Genomic DNA, 25988 nt, shown 5'->3' with positions numbered 1-25988 from the left:
TTATTTATTAAATTCGCTTGATTGATACCATTTTGGAATATAAGATGAAAAATGATTATGATCTTCTAAAATTCCATTTAATCTTTCCTTCATATCATCTAATAAATATGGTGTGCTTCGGTTTGTCCATACGATATCAGCCGGGAATATCATTGCTGCATATAATGAGTACAGTTTCCAAAAATGTAGATCAGGTTCTCCTCCGCAATAACCGTGAACTTGTCCAATCGCAAATGGTTTGCTTATTCTTATAGTAAAAATCGCTACGTTATAAAAATCGTGTATTGGATCACCAAAATCATATCCACCAAAATCGATAACGATAAATTCCTTATTATGAATCATGCTATTTGCTGGATGGAAGTCATCATGTAAAAATCTTATTGGACGATTTCCCAATAAATCTTTATGATTTTCTACAAAGGTTAATACTGGCTTCAAATCCAGAAAATTCACCTCGTAATCTGTTAGTGCCTCTATGTATCTTTCGTATTTATTCCATCTAGATGTTTCCCATTTATTACTTGCACTTTCTCTTTCAATTGAGTGAATCCTCTTTAATACTTCCCCCGCTTTTCTTCCTGCCTTATACTGTTCTTCCACCGATAACTTCGTTAAACCTTCTTCACCATTTATACCTCGGGTCCATTCAAATACTTGAACACATTTATTTAATTTCTCAATTATTATGAAATGAATTAACTTGGGTGTTGGAATATGTAATGACTCTAATTGTTTCATATACGTATATTCTTCTTGTTTACGTTCAAAATGAACAGCATCACATACTTTTACAAAATAGGTTTCTTGATTCTTTAATTCAATTTTATACTTCTCTTCATGTGAAAAACCTTTTGAAATAGCTGTACACGTTGCAATACGAGGCCATTCTAGTATTCTCTCTATCTCTCTAAGCATTTCTTCCACAACGTTCACCTCTATTAATATATGTACAAACTACCTAGCACTTCATGCTCTCGTTTATTTCCACCTTTAAACTCTACTGCAAATGGATATTCACCATTCTTATTCAAATGTTCTAGCACTAGCCCTTCTCCAATCGGTTCACAGAACTGCACATGAATATCTCCAAATACTACACTTTGACACTCGGCATTCCATTTTTCATTTTTCACAACTGAGCTTGTAGATAGCTCCATTACTTCTTTCCATTTCCGTACTGTTTCTCGAACATTTTTTACTGCGTAATGAATCGTTTCAATTTGTTGCACTTTGTTTTTATGTTCAGTAATCGTCCCACTGTTACGTAAATCGTTTCTTCTTTCTTCGTCCGTTTCATTCCACTGTATAAAGAAAGGTAATTTCGGTCCGTTCTCTTCTTGCTTAACGAATAACATTTTCCATTCTAAAAGTCGGCCATCTTTTCTCATACGTTTCCCTTCAAATGGCCCTATCGTATGTAAGCCGTACTTATTAAAGTTAACTGCTAGCTCCTCAATTGCATCTGTTCGGATCGCGATTTGTAGCATTCCTTCTCCATTTTGTAGTTTCACCACTGTTTCTTGTACTAATGGATTTTCTGCTTCTTTCGCTTTTTCTTCATGTTGAACTGCTAAAAATTCTATATATGATAAATCAAAATAACTTAAACTATTCCAAGTACCCCAATTCGTATGCTCTCCGCCTAATACAGTATGAAATCCAAGTTCCTGCATTTGTTTTGCCGCTTCCTCCGGTGTACCATGAACTGTGTGAACGAGATGATCAAATCGTAACATGTCTTTCTCCCCTTTCTCTCTATCCTTTTATTGTATATTTTATTTTTCTTTCATTCAATTCAAAAACTTTAAAACCCAGTTGATTTATACGATTAATATGTATTATAATGAAACAAATTTAATTATTGCTGATTGGAAAAACCAAAGGCACTTTTCTCATACGGGAAAAGTGTCTTTTTCATTTATTATTACAGGGGGATTATTTATGCAGAAATTAATTGTCTTTGTTATTATTGGATTTTTCGCTCAATTGATCGATGGGGCACTCGGAATGGCGTATGGGGTAACGTCTACTTCACTATTATTAATGTTTGGTATTGCACCGGCTGTAGCTTCCGCATCGGTTCATTTAGCTGAAGTCGTTACAACTGCAGCTTCTGGCGCATCTCATATCAAATTTGGAAACGTTGATAAATATACAGTTTCCAGGCTTACATTACCTGGGGCAATCGGCGCATTTATTGGAGCATGTTTTTTAAGTAATTTGCCTGGAGATGTAATCAAACCGTACATTTCCGTATTTTTATTTACTTTAGGAGTTTATATTTTATTACGATTCATCATTCAAAAACAAATTGTCACTTCAAATAAGCGTATGTCTGCCAAACAACTTGTGCCGCTTGGTTTATTCGCTGGATTCGTTGATTCAACTGGTGGCGGTGGTTGGGGGCCGATTACGACACCCGTTCTTCTAGCAAGAGGAAATGAAGCTAGAAAAGTTATTGGATCTGTAGATACGAGTGAATTTCCTGTTTCACTCGCTGCAACAATTGGCTTCTTCATCTCACTTGGCTGGGAACAAGTAAGCTGGGTTTGGGTATTTGCCTTAATGCTCGGCGGTATTGTCGCAGCTCCAATTGCTGCATGGTTAGTCCGCATCGTTCCGCCCCATTTACTTGGCGTATTAGTTGGTGGTCTTATTATCTTCACAAATATTCGTACACTGCTTACTACATTTAAAGTGGATCCAACTATTATTTCACTTTCTTACGTTGCAGTTGGTCTTGTCGTCATTATTTCTATTTTCATTGCTGTTCGAAATCATTCCAATCGTCCTAACGCATCAACGGCTGAGTATCCAAATGATCAGAAGCAAATGCTACCATAACTATAAAAAAATACCGCTCAATTTAGAGCGGTATTTTTTATTTTTCTATTTTCCAATTAATCATCGTTTCTGTAGCATTTACTCTCTTCATATGTAACTTTTCTAAAACACGCATCGAACTATAGTTATCTAGGAGTGTCTCTGCAATTATTGTTTCTACCTCTCCTGTTTTGAAAGCCCAATCGATTAGTTCTTTTACAGCTTCTGTTGCATAGCCCTGATTCCAATATTTCTCAATAAATCCATAGCCAATTTCTACTGTTTGATCCTCGTTTGGTTTCCCTTTAAATCCAATATCACCTAAAACGCTATCATCTTCTTTCCGAAAAACATACCACGCCCCCCATGGTAATAAAGCCTCATCTTGTTTCACATTCTCTACATGCCCTACAATATGCGGACCGCTATTATATCCTTGCTCGTTAGCGACTTGAATCCTCTCTTCTGTACACGGCACTATATAGAGCCTTTTTGTTTCTAATTTCATTTTGATTTCCCCTTTTTGCTTAAACGTTACTCTAATTATAACAAATAATATGACTTTATTATGAATGTCGAATTATATTTTTCTGAATTTTCTTTTTATTTAGAGGGTTTTTCAATATTTTTTGCGAAACATTTGTATAACAATTTTTTCTTTGCTTATTGCTACATAATAGTAGGTTCGGGTGGAGTTTTGCAAGCGTTTCCTATACAATAACCGATATTTTTTGACTTTTCCTAACAAAATATCTTGCAATATATTCAGAAAGTCATTACAATTGCCATATATTAAAAATCTTAGCAATATATAAATCCTCATCAATCCGATGAGGTAGAGGTTGCGACTTTTAATAGTAAAACGGACGAGACACAGAGAATGTCACCGACTCCGTTTGAAAGGAAAAGTTGCCGAAGTTTATATTTCTTCTCTGGAAATATGAGCTGGGGCTGTCTCCGAAAGGAACAGAACTGTCACGTTTACAAAATTACCGTGTAAACGTGGGGTGCTATCTTAACGGAAGGGTATGATGGGGTGGTTATTTGTGAAACGTTCCGCCAAATTCCTTTGGCGGTTTTTTGTATTTTTCTCCCCCGCTCCTTCCTAACCTACAAGAAAAGGAGTGTTGAACATGAATAGCGCAACAAATCAATCTACCTCTAAAACGCAAACTACACAAGGACAAGGTGAATTAAAACGCGGATTAAAATCGCGTCACCTTACGATGATTTCTCTCGGCGGTACAATTGGTACCGGACTATTTCTTGCCAGCGGTGGTGTCATCCATTCAGCTGGTCCTGGCGGCGCATTAATTGCATACGCCGCAATTGGAATTATGGTTTACTTCTTAATGACAAGCTTAGCTGAACTCGCAGCTTACATGCCTGTTACTGGATCTTTTAGTACGTATGCAACAAAATTTGTTGATCCATCACTTGGCTTTGCACTTGGATGGAACTATTGGTATAACTGGGCCATTACAATCGCTGCTGAACTTGCAGCCGTAACATTAATTATGAAATTTTGGTTCCCAGATACCCCTTCTCTTATTTGGAGTGGATTATGTTTAGCTATTATTTTCCTTTTAAACTACTTATCTGTTAAAGGGTTTGGTGAATCTGAATATTGGTTCGCACTTATTAAAGTAGTTACTATTATTATCTTTTTAATTGTCGGCTTCATGATGATTTTCGGAATTATGGGCGGCGAAACTGTTGGCTTCAAAAACTTCACTGTTGCAGATGCTCCATTTAACGGCGGCATCATGGCAATTATCGGTGTGTTTATGGCAGCTGGTTTCTCCTTCCAAGGAACTGAATTATTAGGAGTAGCTGCTGGTGAAACATCTGATCCAGAACGTAATATTCCAAAAGCAATTCGTTCAATCTTTTGGCGTATTCTTTTATTCTATATCCTTGCGATTCTCGTTATCGGTTTATTAATTCCTTATACAACTGAAAGTCTTGCTGCAAGTGATGTAACAGTAAGTCCATTTACACTTATTTTTGAAAAAGCGGGCGTTGCCTTTGCTGCCTCTGTTATGAACGCTGTTATTTTAACGGCAGTACTATCTGCTGGTAACTCTGGTATGTACGCATCAACTCGTATGCTTTGGGATTTAGCTCGCCAAGGAAAAGCACCAAAATTCTTAGGCAAATTAGATAGCCGCGGTGTACCTGTAAACGCATTAATCGTAACGTCAATTGTCGGTAGTATCGCTTTCATTGCTTCTTTATTCGGTGACGGTGTTGTATACATTTGGTTATTAAATGCATCAGGAATGTCTGGCTTTATCGCTTGGGTTGGAATAGCAATTAGTCATTACCGTTTCCGTAAAGCATATACCGTACAAGGCAAAGATTTAAAAGACTTACCATATAGAGCAAAATGGTTCCCATTCGGTCCAATCTTCGCATTTACACTTTGTATCATCGTAATTTTAGGACAAAACTACGGCGCATTTATGGGTGAATCAATCGATTGGAACGGCGTACTCGTTTCTTACATCGGTTTACCACTCTTCTTAGTACTATGGTTAGGATATAAATTTACGAAAAAAACAAAAGTGATTCCACTTGATAAATGTGAACTAAAATAAAGTGAAACGAGCAAACAAATTTGTTTGCTCGTTTTTTATTGCAAACCTCTTTGCTTCCCTATTACTCCTGTTTTTGCCATAATAGAAGAAATATAATTAAAGGTTGGGATACAATGAACATTCGCATTACTGATGAAGCAAAAGCAGCTATACATAGATTAGAACGTAAAGACAAAAAGATCATTCGCATTAGAGGGACAATGACAAACTCTTGTAGTATTTTCGTTGATGTCGATTTAATTTGGGATACATATAACGCAGATGATGTTGTATATGAAGATGCAGATCTTATCGTACAAATGGATTCATTCACGAAAGACTACACTGGTGATACGGTAAAACTTGATTATAAGACGACAGGTTTTAGTATTACGACTCCGAGTGAGACGTTAGTTTATGGATTGTCGATTAAAAAATAAAAATTGTTTTCATTTGACCACCGAGGTGAAAAAATGGGTAAATATGTTCCGTTAAAATTTTTATTTAACGAAAAATTAGCAGAAAAAATGGCTGATTCTATTTGTAAACACGATCCTACTTTCTCTAAAAGAAACTTTGTATCTTCCGTAACATGTAAAGTTGAAAATTTAGAGTTAAAGCAGCGTATTGAAGTAATAGCAGATGAATTACATAATGCATTACAAAAAGATTTTAATGAAGCAATACATATATTACTAAAAACATTAGGCCCAGAAAATACAACAGAAGTAGGCACATTTACAAACGGATATATGTACATGCCTCTTGCAAAATACGTTGAAAAATATGGACTTAACGACTTTGAAACCTCATTCAACGCCATGTATGAAATAACGAAAAGAAATACTGCTGAATATGCCATTCGGCCTTTTCTTCAAACATACCATGAAGACACACTAAACATATTGCAACAGTGGATTCATGACGAAAACAGCCACATTAGAAGATTAGTTTCTGAAGGTACAAGACCAAGGCTTCCTTGGGCTAAAAAATAGGAGCTCTAAAAGATGATTTTAAGTACAATTTACAGCTTCTTGAACCATTAATGAATGACCCTTCTAAATATGTTCAAAAATCTGTAGCCAATCATATTAACGATATTACGAAAGAAGATAAAGAACTCGTTTTTCAGTGGTTACAGCAATTACGTGATAAACAGCATCCTATTAAACCTTGGATTATAAAACATGGACTAAGAACAGTAATAAAAAGTGGTACTTTACCAAAAAATTTTTCTTTTTAAGTATTTTAAACAAAACCGCTTATGCTTCAAAAATGAAGCATAAGCGGTTTTCCTTTTGAATACAGAAATAACAAACATAAAAAGTACTTTAAATTTCTTCTTTATATCATTATTTTACTAACTCTTCTATGTTATTACTTTCCTTAATTTTTTCGGATGATAGCCAGAGTGAATAACTTGTTCCATCCTTGTTCCTTAAATATATGTTAAATTCCTTATTATATAGTTCTTCTTTAAGAATAGTGACTACCTTTCTCAAATCATCTATTACATATGGATCATTTCTATATTTTATCTCACTGTCATTGAAAACTAAAGTCAATTCATACTCTAGACAATTGCCGTCTTTCGGGTGTGGACAAGTAATATCCTCAATTACAAAACGATCATTTTGAATTTCATTTAACCTTACGCCTACTTTTGTTTCAGTTTGAATCAAATATGTCCAATAACCGCTTACTGTGTTTTTCATTGTTAAAAGCAGTTCTTCTTTCGTTATAGCTTTTTGCACATTTTGAAAAGGGAAACCTATAGATTCACCATTATAATCCTCAATTTCAAGTGTTGTTATCTTTCTATTACTCTTCTGAATGAATTGAATTAGAGCATATAAACGATCTAATTCTTTTGATTCAAATTGACTGTAATCAATCTTGTCACTCGTTTTTAAAGTTAATAATAACTTATCCGTTGGTTTCTCCTCTATATCATCATCCACTATATATTGAAAAACATTTTTATTTTCAGGTTCCACGTAACCTAATTTTTTAATTTCTTCTAGCATTGGTTTAAATTTCTTATATTCCTCATATGTTTTTTTTCCGTATTGATATTCATCACCTTTTATTCTTGAATATAAAAAGCCATCTACCTCTACTCTAAATTGAATATTTTTGTTATTTTTTGCTTGAACAGTATGATATGTATGCCCCATATTCCCTTCGTTTATAGCACCCCAATGTGTTACAATCACATCAATTCCGTGCTTTTTTTTCACATATTTTTTCACCTGATCGTCATCTTTATAATTACACCCACTTAAACATAAGAAACATAACAATACTAACATTACATTTTTCATTCTTTTCATATAGCACCTTGCCCTCTTTTCGCATAAACAAAATATTCCATATATAAAGAATACTAAATCGCTGAATGTTTTCAAAGAATTAAAATATTTTTACACTCGGTTTATATATCTATTTCTTTTATTAATGGCTCTAATAAGTTTTAATATTGATAATCGAATATAATAAAAAGAAACCTAAATTTAAGGTTTCCCATTTTTACCAACAATTTAAATTTTAATAGATATTTTTTAGCCAAGTAATAATTTGTAGTACCTGAAACGACTCAAACCAAGTAATGAAAAACAGGAGAACAAAGAAAGAGATAAGTGATATGAATTTTAATCTTCCATCTTCACGTCTAGCAATCGCTATAATACTCAGAACCACTCCAATTAAAAAAGAAATATACCCTAATAGGATAATAGGCTCAGAATAGCTATCTATTATCCTATTTAATCCAAATAATAACATTCCAAAAGTCATCAAGGTTATTGAAAATACACTAAATTTTTCCATAATTCAACCTCCAATATAATTTTACTATTTTATGGAGAGAATAATTTTTTTATGCGTATGGATGAACAATTACACTATAAAATTAGATAACTCAATTTATTTTTTCATTAAACAACTGCCTTCTTTTATACCCTCAAAGGATTTTCACTCAATTAACCCGAATATATAAATAACAATTCTCACAAGGAGTAACTTTATATGAATCTATTCGAACACGAAACATAAAACCGTTCCACTTTAATAAGAGGTCCTCCCTTTTTCTTTTCTCATCATATCATCCATTAAAAAAATAGGAGGACATAATTATGAAACGTGATTCATTATTTTTAACTTTATTAGAAAGTGCAAATACACATTTTAGCGGCTGGGATTTTTCTTTCATTTCAGAAACAGGTCGAATGAAGAGCGAGCCTTTATCGTGGTCATACGGCAGTACTGCTTTTCAGCTTATGCAACGTGCAGAATCAATGCTCGATATGGGTACTGGCGGCGGAGAGTTTTTATCTATGTTACAACCGTTCCCGTCAACTATATTCGCTACTGAGGGCTACGCTCCAAATGTGCCAATTGCTCGAAAGAAATTAGAGCCTTTAGGGGTTACCGTTGTAGAAGTGACCGATGATACTGCTTTGCCATTTCAAGATGGTCAATTTAATTTAATTTAATTATAAATCAACATGAATCGTATGCTGCTTCTGAGGTAAACAGAATTCTTTCTCCAAGTGGCGTTTTTCTTACACAACAAGTTGGCGGTCTTGATTGCGCGGAACTTAATGAGCAGTTTGGCTCACCACTAAATAGCGAATTTGCAAGTTGGTCTCTCGAAACCGCATGCAGTGAGTTAAAGCAAAATGGATTTACTATCTTAGATGCAAAAGAGGAATTCCCTTTCCAACGCTTTTATGATATTGGCGCTATCGTCTATTATTTAAAAGCAATTCCGTGGCAAGTTCCTGATTTTACTGTCGAAAGGTACTTTGAGGAGTTATATCGTATACATGAGATTATTTTGCAAAATGGTTATTTTGATGTGAAGCAACATCGTTTTATGATTAAGGCGATTTGTAGCTAACAAAAAGAGGTGGCAAAGCCACCTCCTTTTTGCTCCGTTTACATATGTTCTCTACTCTTTCATAATAAGAAAAGTTATATCATGCATATTACAATTATGACCAATGAATTGTATTTCTGAAACATATAATCACCTCGCATATATGATAAGAGCAAAAACGTGATTTTTCACTTTCCTCTTCTATTGAGAAATGAGTTGTTTTTCATATCGCTTGTTCGCATCATCTTCTGTCAAACATGCAGTTGTGTAATGAATAATATTCCGGTTATCATACGTAAACATATGTTCTAACTTATTTTCTTCTGTTAATACTGTCGGTAAGTATTTTGGTAAATTGCTAACTACTCCTCTATTATCACCATCTAATATCCAATCAATTTCTTTCCATTCTAATAGACCTTCAGCCGTACGTAATGGTGTATTCATTTGCATTCCATCTGGCAAATCAGCAACGAACACATACATTCCTTCACTAGCCTTGGGCTCATCTTTACCTTTAAAATCAACAGTCCCTTTATACGTTACACTTGAAAGTTCTATGCCCGTTTCCTCAAATGTTTCTCTAATTATTCCTTCGTATGGCGTTTCATTATCTTCTATTTTTCCTCCAACACCATTCCACATCCCCATATTCGGCTTTTTATTTCTATTTAATAGCAGTATTTTATCGCTTTTTCTAATAAAGCAAATTGTGTATTTGTACATACGATCATTTCCTTTCATTTTCCACATGAGTTATTTGGCTTATTTTCAAGTAAAAACACTCGCCTTACAATTCCTTACTACATAATATATAGTACAACTTTCATGCGTAAACACTTTACGTCAAACGAGAGAATCCTTTTTAGAAAGGAGAATTTAAAATCGATAATATAAACAATGAATTTCTAAACCAATATTACAACAGCCTCGTATGGTTAAACGATACACACTGGTTCGGGGTTCCAATCTGTAAACTTCCCTCTGATCTCTTTTTGTATCAAGAAATCATTTATGAATTAAAGCCCGATTTAATTATTGAATGCGGGACTTTTCACGGTGGTAGTGCACTGTATTTAGCTTCTATGTTAGATTTAATTGGAAAAGGTCACGTACTTACTATCGATATAACTCCGCAGCCAAATCGACCATCACATAATCGGATTACGTATTTAACAGCATCTTCTGTTTCTGTGCAGGCCATCCAAACAATAGTAAGCATGCGCAAACCTGATGATGTGGTTTTAGTTATTTTAGATTCTGATCATAGTAAAGAGCATGTATCCAAAGAACTATTACTATATAAATCTATCGTCACTACTGGCAGTTATATGATTGTAGAAGATACCTCCATTAATGGACATCCGCTTCTTCCCGATTGGGGTCCTGGCCCGATGGAGGCTGTGGATGAGTTTTTAACTAAAAATAATAACTTCATAATCGACGAGTCTAAACATAAATTTTTCATATCATTTAATCCAAAAGGTTTTTTAAAGAAAATAAAGTGAAACTTTAATAAGTGGGGTTTTGCTCCTCTCCCACTTATTCTATTATTTTCATTTTTGAAAAAGGATAATATACAAATTCCACCTTGCCAATTATGTTATCTTCTTCAATATATCCTAAGCCATTTCGACTATCTCTACTTACTTCGCGGTTATCTCCCATTACAAATAACTTATTTGGCGGAATTTTTGTCTTTTGAAAGTTATAAAACACTTGTGTGTTGTTAAATAAATCTTTGTTTGTATATGGTTCTTCTTGCTTTTTATCGTTCACATATACCTTTCCGTTCGTTATGTTAATTACATCACCAGGAAGCCCTATTACACGTTTCACATAATATTTCGATTCATCCGCTTCCTTTATAATGACAATTTCTCCGTGTTGTAAATTAGAAAGACGTACTACTGCTTTATTTACAAATACGTAGTCTTCTTCATATAAAGTCGGCTGCATCGATTCCCCTTCCACCTTACATAAAGTAAAAGAATGGTAGCCTATGACTATCACCAATATAAATAGTATGTACTTGCCCCAGCCTCTCTTAATCTCCTTTTTCATATCCATTCCCACCTTATAAAGCGCTTTTTAACTCAAAAAATATATCACTGCACAATATGTTTCCATGCAGTGATACTATTTTTACTGTGCCTTGTTCGGTTGTTCTACTGGAATTGAATTTGCATTTGATCTATTTGTTTTTAACTCAAAATACGCATCCAAAATTTCTTTACCAATCGCAGAATTAATTCCTGATTTATCATCATTCACCCATGGTACAACAACTGAAAAAGCTACTTCCGGATCAGCATCATATGGTGCATAACCGGCAAGAGTTAAATTATAACATTTTTTTCGGTTGTTGTTCTCATCTCTTCCAATATCACTTTCTCCACCATATACTGTCTCAGCTGTTCCTGTTTTTCCCGCTGGTTTATATGGTAGACCTTTAAACGTTCCGGTACCTGTTCCGTCAGCTTCTTGAAAAACTCTTCTAAATCCTTCTTTTACATGATTAATGTACGAAGTGTCCATATCCACTCGATTTAATACAACTGGTTCAATCGACCGAACGACTTTTCCTACATCCTCTGGTCTATTCGGTTGCTCTCTAACTTCTTGTACAATTTGTGGTTTCATTCGGTAACCGCCATTTGCAATGGTTGAAATATATTGTGCAAGCTGAAGCGGCGTATATGTATCATACTGTCCAATCGCGTAATCAAGTAAAAATCCGGGTATGTTATCAGTTCTACCTACTTGACCAATTGATTCATTTGGCAGGTCAATACCAGTCGACACACCTAGGCCAAATTGTCTAAAATAGTAGCGCATTTTATTAAATGTTTCTTGTTTAATGTCTAATGGATTGTTTGGGACATAATTAATGCCTGCCATTTTTAAAGCCGTATTAAACATGTAAACGTTCGATGACACTTGCAAAGCTCTTAAATCATCAATATCCCCAAATTCTTTCCACGATTTCTTCGGCTTAGAACTTCCTTTAAAATACATTGGTGCATCAAAGAAATGTGTATACGGCTTAATCGCTTCTGTTTGATATCCAGTTAATAAAGTAGCACCTTTTACAGTTGACCCTAACTCATAAGAACTTGTCATCGTTCCTAATGCATAATCTTCTATTTGCATACCGCCATCTTTATTTACAATTTTCTTTCCTGCCATTGATAAAATTTGACCGTTTTTCGGATTCATCATTACTACGAACGCACGATCCATCATCGGCTCTGCAGCATGAAAGGCTTGTAAATTCTTTTCAAGGCTTCCCTCTACTCTTTTCTGTAAATCCATATCGACTGTTAACATCAAGTTATTTCCACTTTTTCCTTCAGTCACTTTTTCTGTTCGAACAATCTTCCCTGCTTTATCCATAATATTTTTAGACTGTTCTTTCGTTCCGTGTAGTGCATCTTCGTATTGTTTTTCGATGTAACTTTTACCAATACGGTCGTTTCGATTATAATCACGAACTAAATAATAATCTAATTGTTCTCTTGGCAACCCTTCATTTTCATTAGAAACGCTACCTAGTATAGAGCGCAGTATTTTATCATTTGGGTATTCACGTTCCCAATCTACTGTTGTATCTACCCCCGGTAAACTTGCCAACCTTTCACTAACGACAGCATATTCATTTTGACTTACATCTTTTTTAACGATTTGCGGCGTCATTTTATATCCCGCATTCATTTTGCTTTTAATGGCTAGTACTTCTAGGTCTTCTTTTGAAAGTTCACTTAATTCTTCTTGTGTAATTCTTTCCCTACGTAACTCTTCAACTTTTTTATCTAATTCTTTCCCTTCTATCTCCTGCTTTCTAAATTTACTCTCATCTTCTTTCGTTACTTTCGCTGCTGCCCGCTTTTCATTTAACTGCATCCAAAAATCCTTTTTATCTGTTTCTGTTAACTTGTCTATGTCCTCTTGCGACATTTCAATTAGCTTAGCTAAATCTCTTGCTACTTGTAAAACTTCTTTCGAGTCTACTCCTCTCATTTTCGTATATGTAACGGTTCGCAATGGTTTATTATTTACAATAACGTGACCTTGCCGATCAAACATTTTCCCTCTAGGAACGGGAGTGCTTACCGTTACATCTTCCTTTTTATTTACTTCATTTCTATACGTTTCTCCATCAATGATTTGTACTTTACCTAATTGAATTATAATAGCTGAAAATAAAAGAAAGACAATAAAAAATAGTACATTTAACCGAAATGGAATATGAGTCTTTTTCTTTTTCGATAGTTTTTTCTGCTCCTTTTTCTGTCTCATTTCGCTCCCTCGCTTCATTCTATTAACATTTCTACGCAAAGTCATTATGTATCAAATTTATTTATATGATATATATAGAATTTTATATTAATTATAAAAGAAATAAAAGATTTAATTTTCAGTTTTTTATTTTTATATCCTATTTATTACCATTCCCTGAATGCAAAATAACATGAATATTATTCTAAAAGAAAAATGGGGCAAATTTATTTTTATACCATTAGTTTACATTTCTTTGTATACTAAAGAAATAAATTTATAAAAGACATTACTTAAGGAGAGAACGAAAATGACAGATTCGTTTATCATACATACTAAAACGCCACATTGTTTAAACTTTATGATCTACATTCAAAATATGTATCTCAACCAAAAAGAGAAAAAAGGAAATTTACGTTTTCCTTACATAACAAAAACATTACATTTCTCAAGTGACTTTGAAACAAATTTCAAAGAATTATGGCTGACTCTTCGTAAGCAAACTGCTAACGACAGATATGATTTACAAATTTTCCACGAGGAGAATCATATATTTTATAAGAAACTTTTTGACGCTAATTTATGTGATGAGGAATCATTTAAAGAATTAATATGTAGCTTTAAAGTATGGTGGACTAGCATAGTAGGTCAGCTTTCAATAGAATGTTCCGTAAGTAATTATAGTGAACAACTTTATAATGACTTAGTTTTATACTTAAAGCAAAACGAAATAGAGCCTTTACAACAGCTACATATTAGCTTACTTTATGACGATTGTTTATTGGTTAAAGACAACATTTCTTCCTATTCTGCTATTTTGCCGACTAAAACCTTTTTTATAAATTATAGAGATGTGGTTACTACATTATCGACCTGTTTTCATGTTGCTTAATACAGCGATTACCCAAATAAAAAACTGAGGTGGATACCTCAGTTTTTTCGATAATTTATTTTATTGAAGATAACCCTTCAACAAACTCACCAATCTTATTTTGAAAAACAAAATCAAAGTTATATTCTTGTCCTGTTAACTCTTCATTTACTAAAATTGTCGTTGCCCCGATTTCCCTCTTTGCGATTTGTGGGAATGAAGCGACAGGTTGTACTTTTAACGACGTTCCTAAAACGATAAGTACATCTGTTTCATATAAACGTTTCATCGCATTTTGATATTGAGGCAGTGTATCTCCGTATAAAACAACGTCTGGATTTAAAATGAAATTACACTTCTGACAACGCGGCACTTCATGATCAATCATATACTGTAAATCATATCCCGCTTTACACTTCGGACAATGTGCTGTTTGAAGTGTTCCATGTAAATCAATGACATGTTTACTGCCACCTAATTGATGTAAACCGTCAATATTTTGCGTTAAAATCGTAATATCTTTCCCTTGTTCTTCTAGCTCAGCTAAAAAACGATGTCCACGATTTGGTTTATATTGATGGAACGTATTAATTTGAAAGATTTCTTTATAATGCTTCCAAAATTCTTTCGGACTTCGGTTATAATACCCTCTTGATAAGTACATCTCCACATTCGCATCAGCATACAATCCATTTGCTGAACGGAAATCTGGGATACCACTTTCCGTACTTGCACCAGCGCCTGTTAATACTGTAATTTTCTTCGCTTTTTCTAAAATTGAACGTACCTCTTCAAATTGTTGCACAAAAATCACCTCTATGTATTTTCCTATTCTTATTATACCAGTTGTTTACAGGAGGTGTTGTACAATTCATTTTACTTAATGCGTTGCGCCCCCAATCTCTACAATATCTCCTTCAACTGTCATCGTTACTTCAATTGCCAATTCTATTCCCTTACGAATAGTAGAAAGTGACATACTCGGTTGCCCTGGATAGTTACTCGCTTGTTCTGGTAAAAACGGAATATGAATGAATCCGCCTTTTATTTTCTTATCATGTTTCTCTAGTTCATGCATAAGTCCATAGAATAAGTGATTACAAACGAATGTGCCTGCCGTCTGTGAAACAGATGACGGTATGCCCTCTTCGCGAAGTTTTTTTACGATTGCTTTCATCGGAAGTGTAGACCAATACGCAATCGCTCCTTCTTCTACAACCGGTACATCTACTGGCTGATTCCCTTCATTATCAGCAATTCTTGCATCATCAATATTAATTGCGACACGTTCTATCGTAATATCTGGTCTGCCCCCAGCTTGTCCGATACATATAATAATTTCCGGCGCTAGTTCTTCTATATACTCTTTTAATACGCTTATTGATTTATGAAATACAGTTGGTATTTGTTTGCTTATTATCTTGTATTCTCCAATTGTTTTTTCATGCAAACCTTTTGCTACTTCCCAAGCTGGATTGATATTTTCTCCGCCAAACGGATCAAACCCTGTTAATAATACTGTTTTCATAGTTTTATCCTCCTAATTAAAAACGATATACAAGGCCGTACATAATAAACATATTTATGATAAAAATTGAAAGAGCAATTGGTACTTGCGCTTTAATAACCGCATTTTTATCCTTTAGCTCTAAAAGCATCGCAGGTACGATATTAAAGTTTGCTGCCATTGGCGTAAGCAGTGTTCCGCAATATCCAGCAAACATACCGAGTGCTGCCATAATTGCTGGGTTTCCGCCGTGCATTTGAACTATTAAAGGTAAGCCAATTCCGCCAGTAATAACAGCAAACGCTGCGAATGCATTTCCCATTACGACTGTAAATAGCATCATGCCTAAACAGTACGCCATAACAGCAACGAACGGATACTCTGTCGGTAACACTTGTCCGACTAAATCAGAAACGACTTGTCCAACGCCCGACTTCGCAAAAATACCGCCAAGTGCCGCTAACATTTGTGGTAAAATAACAGCCCAGCCGACAGCTTGTAATAGTCTGCTTCCTTCTTGAACAGGCGTTGTTATTTTCGATTTTGTAATACGCATCGCCGCGACAAATGCGAGTAATGCACCAAGCGCTAATGCAACTAAAGTTACTTTATCTGGATCAACAAGAGAGACATTTCCCCATTTAATTTTCCCTAACGTCAACGTACCGATAATTGTAAAAATAGGAATTAATAGTGCAGGCATAAAAATTTTATTTTTTAATTTCTCAGCATGTTTTACACGTTCTTGTACTGGAACTTCTTTTTCCTCTGATTTTGTCACTTTATTTAGCGAGGCTAAAACGACCATAGCGAGCACGATACAGCCAACGTAAAACGAAGGAATTACATTTCCAAATAAAAATGTAACTGCAAACAATGCCCAAAATAAACTAGAACCGAATCTGTTTGGATGTTCACGATCGAATGCGATACGAACAGCGATAAAAGCAACAATTATCCCTAATACATAATAGATTGTATCCATTGTGATGATGTTCATATTAGATTGCCTCCTTCTCTTCTTTTCCTTCTGCCTTCATTGTTTTCTCTATATATTTATCAAACCTTCTAAATCTAATCCAGCTTACAATAAGTGCAGATATTGCTGTCGGAATGCCCCAAAGTGCCATATCCCATACACCGACATGCATACCTACTGAATCGAAGAATCCTTTCATTAATAAAATAGCACCAGTTGCGATGAAAATATCTTCTCCGAAAAACCAAGCTGTATTTTCCGCAGCAGCTGCGTTTGCTTTAATCTTTTCTCTTAATTTTTCAGGAAGTTTACCGTATTTACCTTGCGCAGCCCCTTCTGCCATCGGTGCAACGAGCGGCCTTACTGTTTGCGCATGCCCACCAATATTAAGCCCTAGTGCTGCTGATGATTCTCTTATCGTAAAATATGACATTAATACTCTTCCAGTTGTTGCTCCTTTTGATTTCGTTATAAGTGCTTCGGCTCTTTCTTTTAAACCGTAACGCTCTAAAATTCCGATTACCGGTAAAGTTAATATAATTGGCATAGACATATATCTATTTTCTATGAAAAATTTACCGAACATGCTGATCACATCATAAAAACTTAATCCTGAAACCATACCAGTAACAATACCTGCAACCATAACTACTAAAAGTGTATTTAATCTAAATAAAAAGCCTACTGCAACAAGTAGTATTCCGATTAATTTAATCATTTCTAGCACTTCCCCCTATTTTTTATTTCGGTGCACAAATAGAAATACCATTGAGTTTGAATGTTCTGTATATTCTTTCTGCAAATTGTACTGCTTTTTCCCCATCACCGTGTAAACAAATCGTTTGCGCCTGAACTGCTACTTTCTCTCCATTGATCGAATTTACATGGCCTTCTTTCACCATTTGAAGTACTTGCTTTATCGCTTCGTCTTCATCTTTTATAAGTGCATTTTCTTCTGTACGGCTCGTTAATGTACCATCTTGCTTATATGTACGATCCGCAAAAGCCTCTTGTACGAGAGTTACTTTGTATTTTTCTGCAGCCTGTATAAATGCCACGCTATTTGCTAATCCGTAAAGTAATAGACTTGGATTTATATGATAAATTGCCTTTGCAATTGCATCTGCAATTTCCGGATTAGTTGCCGCCATATTATATAGAGCACCGTGCGGTTTCACATGATGCATCTTCCCGCCAGCCACTTTTACAAAACCGTCTAATGCACCAATTTGATATAAAACATAATCGTATACTTCACTTGCTGAAACATTCATGTTCCTTCTACCAAATCCAATTAAATCTGGAAATCCGGGGTGTGCCCCTATTGCTACTTTATGTTGCATTGCCTTTTCAATCGTTTGCCGCATAACAGACGGATCACCTGCATGAAAACCACAAGCAACATTTATAGAGGATACGAATGGAAGAATTTCATCATCATTCCCCATTTTATAAGCGCCAAAACTTTCTCCTAAATCACAGTTTAAATCGATTGTCTTCACATTATTTCCCTCCTAATTTCAGCTTCGTAAAGCAATGAATTTCTTTAATAGATTCATATTTACTTCTTGTTCTATGTACAATTGTTCCGCTTCTTCAAGCGTAATTTTCTCAAAAGAAACATAGTCCCCCGGCTTTATCTGGGCAAGAAGAGGTAAATCTACTGAAATGATATTTCCCATTCTCGGATAGCCACCTGTCGTTTGCCTATCTGCCATTAATATAATCGGCTGTCCACCATTAGGAACTTGAATGGTTCCAAATGTAACAGGACTCGATAAAATCTCTTTTTCTTCAATCCTATTTAAAACTTCTCCCTCAACCCTGTAGCCCATACGGTCAGCATAATTAGATACCTTATACTCTTTCGTAAAAAATGCCTTTCTACTTTCTTCGGTAAATTGATCGTATTCAAAGTCAGTTATGACACGAAGCTTAGGATGTTTCTTATACTTTGGTAGTACGCTGTTGCTAATTACCCATTTCGTTTTTATTCGCTCATCTTTTTGTAAGTCTTGAATGAAACGATTCGCCATTTCTGAGTACGTACCAATTTGAAAACAATCTCCTTTTTTCAGCATTCTTCCTTCTATACCACCAATCGCAGCACGTATGTACGTACTTTTGCTTCCCATTGTACGCTCAATATGTATACCACCCGCAAAAGTCACATACGCTCTACAACCACTTTTCACTTTTCCAAAACAAAGCATACTACCTTCTTCCGCTAAAATGGGACGCCATAATGGGATACGTTCTCCATTTAACAACGGTTCCATATCAACCCCACCAATTGCGAGTAAAGTCGTTTTCTTTATTAACAATTTAGGACCTAAAATCGTCATTTCTAATCCTGCTTCATTCTCTTCATTACCGACTAACATATTGATGAGCCTAAGCGCATTTTTATCCATAGCACCCCCAACAGGTACACCAAACTGTTGATAATAAGATCGCCCTAAATCTTGGACTGTTGTAAACATTCCTGCATGCAAAACTTCTACATCCATTCTTTAGCCCCCTCAAGTGATACGTACTCTTCCTTCGTTATCGGGATAAATCGTAAATACATACCACTTTGAATATATGTTGGCATTTCTTCTTTCGGATTAAATAGAGTAATAGGTGTTCGGCCGATAATATTCCATCCACCTGGTGTTTCAAGCGGATAAATACCTGTTTGATTTCCGCCAATACCTACTGAACCAGGAGAGATTTGTAACCGTGGTTTTTCTTTTCTAGGTGTTTCTAATTCTTTTGAAAGTCCTCCTAAATACGGGAACCCTGGTGTAAAACCTAGCATATATACAAAATATGTAGTTTCACTATGTATTCGAATCACATCTTCTACTTGTAAACCGTGATAATGCGCGACTTCTTCTAAATCTGGTCCATATTCTCCCCCGTAGCACACTGGTATAGAAATATGTTTCACATCCTGTTTTACTTCTTCTTTATAAGAATCACACAGCTCCTTTATATACTGGCGAACGTAATCATGTGACCTTTCACTTCTCTCATTTCCCTTCCATACTTCGTATACATTGTAGTAAACAGCTAATGAAGTAAACGACGGAACGCACTCTATCATTCCTGCAAACGGATGTTGCTGCAGTGCTTTAAATAACCGCTGTACTTTCTCATATATACCCATCTTAATTTCTTCACCAAATGTAACAATAATTGCTTGATCCCCTAACGCAGAAAATTTCATCCTACTCCCTCTTTCTATGCCAAAAAGCCGAGTTCTTTCGAAATGCGATGCGCTGTTTCTTTCACCTTCGCAATAAAATATGAAATGTTACTTTCGCTGTACTCAATTGCTAATCCTGAAATACTAATGCCTGCTACAACCGTTCCATCGCTCGCGAAAATGGGTGCTGCTATCGCGGCTGTATGATTTTCTAACTCAGAATAACTAATTGTGTAGCCTTCCTTTTTTGCCATTTGCAACACTTCTAACAATTGTTCCTTATCCACGATTGTTCCATCTGCAAACTGTTTTAAATCCACTTCCTCTATGTATCTCCGTTTCTCTTCCTCAGAGAAATACGATAGTAAAATTCTTGGACATGCACCAGCATAAAGCGGTGCTCTTCTTCCAACCGCCGTATACACGCGTACCGGCTGAACACCCTCCATCTTTTCAACGTAAATTGCCTCATTATCATCTTGAATTATTAAATTAACTGCCTGTCCTAAACTATCTCTAAGTTCTTTCATATAAGGAATTGCTATATTTCTTACTGATAATCGGTGTGAAACAAGTTGACCGAACCGTAAAAATACGACCCCTAAACGATATTTCCCCTTTTCGTTTTTTTGTAAAAACTCCATCTCTTCCAACGAACCAATTAAACGATAAACAGATGTTTTCGGCATATTTGTAAGCTGAACCATCTCAGTTAAACTTAGCTCTTCATGCTCATAAAACAACTCTAAAATATCCATTGTCTTAACTGCCGTTTTATTTATACTCATTCTATCTCCCTTTCGTTCCGAATTACGGAACTTAAATTCCGTTTTTCGAAACAAACATATAATTTAAAATTATAAAATATTCTTTCAATTCAATCAATAGATTTTAAGCAAATAAAAAAGTATGGAAGAATATCTCTCCCATACTTCACCACACTTTATAACGCTCTTACTTGTTCCAACGGCCAGAAAACAGCTTGTCCTTTTCCGACAATTTCATCTTCTGAAATAAAGCCAAACATGCGACCATCCTTAGAAACTTCACGATTATCCCCTAAAACAAATACTTGGCCTTCTGGCACTTTCGTTTTCCCAGTGATTTGTTCTAACGTAAAGTCTGGAGTTAATACACGACCTACTGCTTTTTCTTTAAACTTTTTTAAATATGGTTCTTCCATCGCTTTTCCGTTTACATATAAAACATCATTTTTATACTCAACTGTATCGCCTGGCAAACCAATTACTCGTTTTACTAAATCGTATCCTTCTTTTCCGTGGAAGACGATAATATCAAAGCGATCTAATCCACTTATACTATAACCAATCTTATTCACGAGAACTCGTTCGTTATTTTTTAAAGTGGGCATCATTGATTCACCTTGCACTAAAGAAGGTGTAAATAAAACACCGCGAATAATAGCAATTAATACAAGGGTAAAACCTATCGTTTTAGCCCAAGAGAATAATTCTTTCTTTGTATTTTCCTTCATCGTTTCTCCTCTTTCTTAAGCACTTATTTTATTATTTCAACTAATTCTTGTACTAAATTAGGATCTATTTCAGAAAAACATGATTTTCCTTCTCTTACCGCTGTACCGACATGCGCCTGCGTGATTCCAGTTTCATCTAGCAATCGCTTTATATTTTCTTTCGTCACGCCAGCTCCAGCTACAAGCTGAATTTGACCATCGCTTACCTTTTGCATTTCTGTAAGCACCGGAATATTCTCTACTATATTTCCTTGTCCACCTGAAGTTAAAACGTGAGTCACTTTATGAAACTTCTTTAAAGTTCTCATCGCTTCTACTGGATTTTCTATATCATCTATCGCACGGTGGTACGTTACATTTATTCCATCTACAACAGATAGTAAGTCCGCTAATTTCTCTTCATTCACTTCATTTCGTTCATTTAATACGCCTAATACTACACCAGCTGCTCCTAACTTCTGTGCAACTATAATATCTTCTTTCATCATTTCAATTTCTTCTTCCGTATATGTAAAAGACTTCGCATGCGGACGAATCATAACATGAATTGGTATACTTACCGCTTCTACCGCTTTTTTTATAAAAGCATAACTCGGTGTTAAACCACCTTCTGTATAAGATGAAATTAATTCAATCCGCTTCCCGCCAGCGCTTTCAATTCGTCTTACATCTTCTAAACATGTTGCAATAACCTCTAGCATGAGATGACCTCTTTTCGTGCTTTTTTCTTATTATAACATTAGTAAAAATAAGAAGCCTAGCTTTCTCCTTTAAAACTTAAAAAAGAAGAATGAAAAGAAAGATTTTTTTATTGGCAACAATTATTGGTAACATCCTATTATTCATGTACACTCCTACCATAATGAAAAAACCCGTCATTTTGACGGACTTTTCTAATTTCAAGCTTTTCTTTCCTCAGTTTTCATATCAATGCCTAATTGATCTTCCAATAACTTTACACCTTTCTTTGTAAGATGGACAGCTCGGTTCTTATCCGTTTTTGTAATCCATTCCTGTTCAAAAAATAGTTTTGCTATTGCAGATCCTAACCAACCGGCAATATGGTAGCGTCGTTCACTCCAATCAAGGCAAGGTTTTGCAAATACCCTCCTTTTTGTATCTGCCTCATCAACATTTATTCCAAAATTCAGAAACCATTGCTTACCTTGTTCCGTTACAATGTATTCTCCATCCTCTAAAATTATAAATTGCCTATCTAGTAATTTTTCAGTTATCTCTACACCGAGTTTGCCTGCAAGATGATCATAACAAGTTCGAGCATAACGAATTTGTTTTAGTTGGCTTGATTGTTTTAAAGAGCGAACTTGAACTGTTGGTGCAATTGTCCCTAACTTTTCAAGCACTTCTGCAACTTCTTGATTAGCAAGTCGATAGTAACGATGTCTACCATGTTGTTCAACTGTAAGTAAATTCCCTTCTACTAATTTAGAAAGATGCGAACTAATTGTTGGATGTGACACTTTTGCCATATAAGCCAATTCACTAGCAGGTAGTGCCTGATTATTCATTAGACAATCTAATATGATTGCTCTTGTAGGTTCAGCAATTAGTTTAGCTATATATGAGATATTCGGATATACATTCATATTTCGATGATACCCTAACTATTAAATTGATACAATTATTTTAAGTTTAATAGTAAAGGAGAATGTATTATGAATGCAATTGATCTTAGTATATTAAATTTGAAAGAAACGAGAAGGCGCTCAGAAAAATTATGGAATTCTCTTCCTAATAATTTTCTTAATTGGAAGCCTGATCCTGAGGCTATGTCTTTTGGTGAGATGATTCGTCATGTATGGAGTTCAACTTTTTACTACCATATGATTATAAAAAACAACGGTTCAATAAACGACATACGTATCCCGTATGATGACGAGCCGATTACTTGTGTAAAAAAAGAAATTGAATTGGCACAATCATACTTTACTGACTTCATAGAATATGTTCAATCGATAAGCATAGCCGAGCTAGATTCAAGACTTATTGATAGAAGCGATGTTGGCTATCAACGATATTTAGGCGATATGCTATTACGAATTGCCTATCATGATGCGGTCCATGCAGGTCAATTTTTACAATATTTACGAACGGTAAACTTAGAAAGACCATTAATTTGGGATTAAATACGAAAAATGTTTATACAGCCTCCAAACTGGCATTACAATAAGAATTTTTCAACAAGAAACAATCACAAAACCATGATAATCATTTATATTAAAAACCTACATCTCAACCAAGTGCTTCATACACATAAAAAGCACGGGTTTGATTACTAATCAAACCCGTGCTTTCAAAACAAATATAATATCCATAAACAATAAAATGTAAGCTTTAAAAACTACGACCGAAACGCCGCATCCGCCAGCATAGACAATGTTGCATCATCCATCGGTGGATTATGCAGTCCTGCTCTGACGTTTAAATAGTAACGATGGAGCGGATTTTTTTCTGATAAACTTTTTGCTCCTACGATGCGCATCGATTTATCCACTATAGATATCGCCGCATTTGTTACAGCATATTTCACGGCTGCTAATTCTGCTTGCAGTGATAGTTTATCTTCTGCCTCATCGTACTTTTTCGCAATTTGATATAAAAAGACGCGAGCTTGCATAAGCTCGAGTTCTAATTCTCCAACTAATCTTCTAACATTCGGCAATAAACTAATAGAATGGTTTAAACTGTTTGGCTTGTATGATTCCGCAAATTGAACTGCATAATTTCTTGCTGATTGTGCAATTCCTAAATAACATGCTGGTATATGTAGCAACCAGCCAACACCCTTTTGTTTTACTTTCCCGCCTTTTATATCTGTAAAAAAGCGACTTTCTATCTCTACATTTTGTAAGACAAGGTCGTGGCTAGCAGTCCCTCGCATTGCAACGCTATCCCACGTTTCTTCAATAGATACACCGAGTGTATTTCTTGGAATAACAAACTCACCAACTTCTTCTTGGCCTTCCATACTTGCTGAAATAATAAAATAATCAAGTACTGGCGCCATCGTTGTAAAAGTTTTTCTTCCATTTATAACCCACTTCTCGCCTTGTTGAACCGCTATTGTTTCTGGTTTGCCGCCACGCGTCGGACTCCCTGTTTTCGGTTCTGTTGCTGCCCTGTTAAAGAGCGCACCATTACGTACTTCTTCGCAAAACCATTTGAACATCTCATCATTCCAAGAGCGATTTTCCGCTAGCTCTTTCACAATGCCAAGATGCCAGCCAATCGATAATGCAGTAGCTCCGCAGCCTTCCGCGATTTTCTCTTGAAATAAAACAAAGTCATATAAAGAAATCGCACTACCACCAAATTCCTTCGGTAACGTTAATTTCGTATATCCGATATCTTTCAAATCATTTATATTTTCATACGGAAATGATCCTAATTCACTTAGCTGATGCTCCCTTTCCATGAACTTCGGAATCAATTTATTTATTTGTGCAATAATGAAAGATTGTTCTTCTGTTTCAACAAATGAGAGTGCCATACTATAATCTCCTTTATGTTCGATTCATCAACCGCTCACTTTTTCATTATGATTATATGAAGCTACCTCTCTATTGTTTCACTATTCCGATAAAAATACAATGTTTTTGACTAATAAGAAAAGTTCCTATTTAAGGATAGGTTCTTTTCTTATGTTAATCTCCCTTCAATGCCTTTAATGGCAAAGAGGTTACATATCCAATATACGAGAATAATTCTTTAAAAAAGAATGGAATTTCTGTGTCTAACGTTTTATATGCTGATGTCGGCGTTGGTGAAGCATACGCTTCAATATTAATATGTTTTGCAATTCTCATTGCGCGTTTCATATGAAGTGGATCACTTACAATCGTGTATGTGCGTATTCCGTTCTCTATTCCAACTTGCTTCGCATTTTTTAAATTTTCTTCAGTGAAAAGGGATTTAGTTTCAATTAAAATATCTTCCTCTTTTACACCTTGTTTCATTGCATATACTCTTGCAGTACGTGCTTCCTCAAGTTCTGCCTCGAACTTTGTACCACCTGTAAAAATAATCTTTTTAATATTTCCGTTCTTATATAAAGAAATCGCATGATTAATTCTTTCTTTAAATACAGGAGATGGTTTTCCGTTCCATGAAGCTGCTCCTAGTACGATACCAGCATCCGTTTTCACGTCATCATTTGCTTTAAAACGATAACTCCAAATATCGTAAGCTGCATAACTTACATATAAAATAGCAGAACAAATCATTAGTAAAAATACTTGAAAGATTCGTCTTTTCTTACTCTTCTTATTTTCTTTCATTTGTAATTGCCTCCGTACATCATCCATACTTCTATAAAAAACATTTATATCAAATCGTTTTGTTTGAGTTTATTTAAAAGAA

At 35.1% G+C, this 25988-nt stretch carries 27 protein-coding genes, 2 pseudogenes and 1 riboswitch; of the genes and pseudogenes, 8 read left to right on the top strand and 21 right to left on the bottom strand.

Annotated elements, in window-relative coordinates; all coding sequences use genetic code 11:
- Positions 1–927, bottom strand: coding sequence for an aminoglycoside phosphotransferase family protein (locus AU379_RS08720; protein WP_061139132.1), 927 nt, complete (start codon positions 925–927; stop codon positions 1–3).
- 14 nt (positions 928–941) lie between these two features.
- On the bottom strand, positions 942–1739 hold the full coding sequence (locus tag AU379_RS08715) for a VOC family protein (RefSeq protein WP_000943369.1): 798 nt from the start codon (positions 1737–1739) through the stop codon (positions 942–944).
- Between the two features lie 205 nt (positions 1740–1944).
- Between AU379_RS08715 and AU379_RS08710 the strand changes: the two genes are divergently transcribed.
- The gene (locus AU379_RS08710) at positions 1945–2847 is read left to right on the top strand and encodes a sulfite exporter TauE/SafE family protein (RefSeq protein WP_061139131.1); all 903 of its coding nucleotides are present in this window, start codon (positions 1945–1947) and stop codon (positions 2845–2847) included.
- Positions 2848–2884: 37 nt separating this feature from the next.
- Here AU379_RS08710 and AU379_RS08705 read toward each other — a convergent pair whose 3' ends face one another.
- The gene (locus AU379_RS08705; protein ID WP_000764643.1) at positions 2885–3334 is read right to left on the bottom strand and encodes a GNAT family N-acetyltransferase; all 450 of its coding nucleotides are present in this window, start codon (positions 3332–3334) and stop codon (positions 2885–2887) included.
- Between the two features lie 320 nt (positions 3335–3654).
- Positions 3655–3847, top strand: a riboswitch (Lysine riboswitch).
- A gap of 112 nt (positions 3848–3959) precedes the next feature.
- On the opposite strand from AU379_RS08705, the gene AU379_RS08700 reads away from it, so the two are divergent.
- The 3 genes and pseudogenes from AU379_RS08700 (at position 3960) to AU379_RS08690 (ending at position 6648) form a co-directional block, all read left to right on the top strand.
- Positions 3960–5426: an amino acid permease gene (locus AU379_RS08700; RefSeq protein WP_001083389.1), complete on the top strand. Its 1467-nt coding sequence runs from the start codon at positions 3960–3962 to the stop codon at positions 5424–5426.
- Positions 5427–5539: 113 nt separating this feature from the next.
- Positions 5540–5845 carry an iron-sulfur cluster biosynthesis family protein gene (locus AU379_RS08695; protein ID WP_001026196.1) on the top strand — a complete coding sequence of 102 codons (306 nt, stop codon included), beginning with the start codon at positions 5540–5542 and terminating at the stop codon, positions 5843–5845.
- A 33-nt stretch (positions 5846–5878) separates the two neighbouring features.
- Positions 5879–6648: pseudogene (locus tag AU379_RS08690) on the top strand (DNA alkylation repair protein).
- Between the two features lie 109 nt (positions 6649–6757).
- Here AU379_RS08690 and AU379_RS08685 read toward each other — a convergent pair.
- Both AU379_RS08685 and AU379_RS08680 read right to left on the bottom strand, forming a co-directional pair.
- Complete coding sequence (locus tag AU379_RS08685; protein WP_047386416.1) at positions 6758–7738, bottom strand: hypothetical protein; 981 nt, start codon at positions 7736–7738, stop codon at positions 6758–6760.
- A gap of 214 nt (positions 7739–7952) precedes the next feature.
- Positions 7953–8234 (bottom strand): hypothetical protein, encoded by a 282-nt coding sequence (locus AU379_RS08680; protein WP_000410606.1) that lies wholly within the window; start codon positions 8232–8234, stop codon positions 7953–7955.
- Positions 8235–8539: 305 nt separating this feature from the next.
- Between AU379_RS08680 and AU379_RS08675 the strand changes: the two are divergent.
- Positions 8540–9306 (top strand): annotated as a pseudogene (locus AU379_RS08675) (methyltransferase domain-containing protein).
- 180 nt (positions 9307–9486) lie between these two features.
- Here the strand turns inward: AU379_RS08675 and AU379_RS08670 are convergent.
- Positions 9487–10011, bottom strand: coding sequence for an 8-oxo-dGTP diphosphatase (locus tag AU379_RS08670; RefSeq protein WP_002098253.1), 525 nt, complete (start codon positions 10009–10011; stop codon positions 9487–9489).
- Between the two features lie 158 nt (positions 10012–10169).
- Between AU379_RS08670 and AU379_RS08665 the strand changes: the two genes are divergently transcribed.
- Complete coding sequence (locus AU379_RS08665; protein ID WP_074595418.1) at positions 10170–10793, top strand: CmcI family methyltransferase; 624 nt, start codon at positions 10170–10172, stop codon at positions 10791–10793.
- Between the two features lie 34 nt (positions 10794–10827).
- Here the strand turns inward: AU379_RS08665 and lepB (AU379_RS08660) are convergent, their stop codons facing one another.
- Complete coding sequence (lepB, locus tag AU379_RS08660; protein WP_001986493.1) at positions 10828–11349, bottom strand: signal peptidase I; 522 nt, start codon at positions 11347–11349, stop codon at positions 10828–10830.
- Between the two features lie 81 nt (positions 11350–11430).
- Entirely contained in the window at positions 11431–13584 is a 2154-nt protein-coding gene (locus tag AU379_RS08655) for a penicillin-binding protein 2 (RefSeq protein WP_061139130.1), read from the bottom strand.
- Between the two features lie 289 nt (positions 13585–13873).
- On the opposite strand from AU379_RS08655, the gene AU379_RS08650 reads away from it, so the two are divergent.
- On the top strand, positions 13874–14455 hold the full coding sequence (locus AU379_RS08650; RefSeq protein WP_061139129.1) for a hypothetical protein: 582 nt from the start codon (positions 13874–13876) through the stop codon (positions 14453–14455).
- A 55-nt stretch (positions 14456–14510) separates the two neighbouring features.
- On the opposite strand, the gene AU379_RS08645 is transcribed toward AU379_RS08650, so the two are convergent.
- From AU379_RS08645 to AU379_RS08595, 11 genes are all read right to left on the bottom strand, one after another.
- Positions 14511–15239 carry an NAD-dependent protein deacylase gene (locus tag AU379_RS08645; RefSeq protein WP_001183798.1) on the bottom strand — a complete coding sequence of 243 codons (729 nt, stop codon included), beginning with the start codon at positions 15237–15239 and terminating at the stop codon, positions 14511–14513.
- A 75-nt stretch (positions 15240–15314) separates the two neighbouring features.
- Positions 15315–15962 (bottom strand): pyroglutamyl-peptidase I, encoded by a 648-nt coding sequence (pcp, locus tag AU379_RS08640; RefSeq protein ID WP_061139128.1) that lies wholly within the window; start codon positions 15960–15962, stop codon positions 15315–15317.
- A 16-nt stretch (positions 15963–15978) separates the two neighbouring features.
- Positions 15979–16941 (bottom strand): DUF979 domain-containing protein, encoded by a 963-nt coding sequence (locus tag AU379_RS08635; RefSeq protein WP_001021658.1) that lies wholly within the window; start codon positions 16939–16941, stop codon positions 15979–15981.
- 1 nt (position 16942) lies between these two features.
- On the bottom strand, positions 16943–17638 hold the full coding sequence (locus AU379_RS08630; protein WP_000593392.1) for a DUF969 domain-containing protein: 696 nt from the start codon (positions 17636–17638) through the stop codon (positions 16943–16945).
- 22 nt (positions 17639–17660) lie between these two features.
- Positions 17661–18422, bottom strand: a complete 762-nt coding sequence (gene pxpA, locus AU379_RS08625) for a 5-oxoprolinase subunit PxpA (protein ID WP_061139127.1) — start codon at positions 18420–18422, stop codon at positions 17661–17663.
- Between the two features lie 18 nt (positions 18423–18440).
- Entirely contained in the window at positions 18441–19430 is a 990-nt protein-coding gene (locus tag AU379_RS08620) for a biotin-dependent carboxyltransferase family protein (protein WP_061139126.1), read from the bottom strand.
- Positions 19421–20134, bottom strand: a complete 714-nt coding sequence (gene pxpB, locus AU379_RS08615) for a 5-oxoprolinase subunit PxpB (protein ID WP_000672273.1) — start codon at positions 20132–20134, stop codon at positions 19421–19423. The genes AU379_RS08620 and pxpB overlap by 10 nt, the downstream gene beginning before the upstream one ends.
- Before the next feature lie 14 nt (positions 20135–20148).
- Positions 20149–20901, bottom strand: coding sequence for an IclR family transcriptional regulator (locus tag AU379_RS08610; protein ID WP_000026357.1), 753 nt, complete (start codon positions 20899–20901; stop codon positions 20149–20151).
- A gap of 155 nt (positions 20902–21056) precedes the next feature.
- A complete protein-coding gene (gene lepB, locus AU379_RS08605; RefSeq protein WP_000662498.1) occupies positions 21057–21608 on the bottom strand; it encodes a signal peptidase I in 552 nt (183 codons plus the stop codon).
- A 23-nt stretch (positions 21609–21631) separates the two neighbouring features.
- Positions 21632–22309 (bottom strand): copper homeostasis protein CutC, encoded by a 678-nt coding sequence (locus AU379_RS08600; protein ID WP_061139125.1) that lies wholly within the window; start codon positions 22307–22309, stop codon positions 21632–21634.
- A gap of 198 nt (positions 22310–22507) precedes the next feature.
- Positions 22508–23215 carry a helix-turn-helix transcriptional regulator gene (locus tag AU379_RS08595; protein ID WP_001103809.1) on the bottom strand — a complete coding sequence of 236 codons (708 nt, stop codon included), beginning with the start codon at positions 23213–23215 and terminating at the stop codon, positions 22508–22510.
- Positions 23216–23284: 69 nt separating this feature from the next.
- On the opposite strand from AU379_RS08595, the gene AU379_RS08590 reads away from it, so the two are divergent.
- A complete protein-coding gene (locus tag AU379_RS08590) occupies positions 23285–23755 on the top strand; it encodes a DinB family protein (protein ID WP_000991284.1) in 471 nt (156 codons plus the stop codon).
- Between the two features lie 215 nt (positions 23756–23970).
- Here AU379_RS08590 and AU379_RS08585 read toward each other — a convergent pair whose 3' ends face one another.
- Together AU379_RS08585 and AU379_RS08580 are read right to left on the bottom strand one after the other, a co-directional pair.
- A complete protein-coding gene (locus tag AU379_RS08585) occupies positions 23971–25119 on the bottom strand; it encodes an acyl-CoA dehydrogenase family protein (RefSeq protein WP_001218341.1) in 1149 nt (382 codons plus the stop codon).
- 154 nt (positions 25120–25273) lie between these two features.
- Positions 25274–25906 carry a YdcF family protein gene (locus AU379_RS08580; protein ID WP_000662216.1) on the bottom strand — a complete coding sequence of 211 codons (633 nt, stop codon included), beginning with the start codon at positions 25904–25906 and terminating at the stop codon, positions 25274–25276.
- Positions 25907–25988: the final 82 nt, after the last annotated feature.

The sequence above is a fragment of the Bacillus sp. JH7 genome (assembly GCF_001563515.1).
Classification (GTDB): Bacteria; Bacillota; Bacilli; order Bacillales; family Bacillaceae_G; genus Bacillus_A; species Bacillus_A cereus.
Note: the sequence above shows the minus strand (reverse complement) of the source record. Positions and strands in the feature narration are given on the sequence as shown.